The organism is Pantoea stewartii subsp. stewartii, assembly GCF_008801695.1.
GTDB lineage: Bacteria > Pseudomonadota > Gammaproteobacteria > Enterobacterales > Enterobacteriaceae > Pantoea > Pantoea stewartii.
In genome coordinates this window covers 1-430 of sequence record NZ_VZPF01000282.1, presented here as the reverse complement: position 1 = coordinate 430, position 430 = coordinate 1, and the positions used below count along the sequence as shown (strand labels likewise).

1 protein-coding gene and 1 pseudogene are annotated in these 430 nt (G+C 42.8%); both read right to left on the bottom strand.

The window, feature by feature from the left end; all coding sequences use genetic code 11:
• Nucleotides 1-95 (bottom strand): annotated as a pseudogene (locus F7Q90_RS27550) (barstar family protein); the annotation flags it as partial.
• A 171-nt stretch (nucleotides 96-266) separates the two neighbouring features.
• Nucleotides 267-430: hypothetical protein (locus F7Q90_RS27545; RefSeq protein ID WP_170283825.1), on the bottom strand; the 164-nt coding region annotated here is incomplete at its 5' end.

Here is a 430-nt window from a genome sequence, read left to right as displayed (position 1 = left end):
ACTTTCTCACTGGCAAGGCCAAACGTCTGCGTAAACTCGCGATAAAAATCGCTTTGGTTTTTAATATCATCAAAATCAAATGTATAGACATTCATAGCCAGCTATCATCCCCGACAGACAATTGTCTGTTTTACTACAAAGCATCATTATGTAGAGGTTTCAATTCCAGAAATGTTTTCAGTCCCGGAGCACTCTTGCGCTGTTTTTGTATCTCAAATAAGTATAGACATAAAAAAACCCACGCTTTTAGCATCGGTTCTTGTGAATTAGCTATCGGTAAGCGCGTTCTGGTATTTATGTAACATGCCCGTCAGGCGTTTAACCGGTTCCGTCACCTGCGGAGGCGCCTCCCAGATACGTAATTTCTCCTGATAGATATCCAGTTCATCCAGCAACTGACCGAAGTAGCGCCGCCGTTTATCATCGTTTC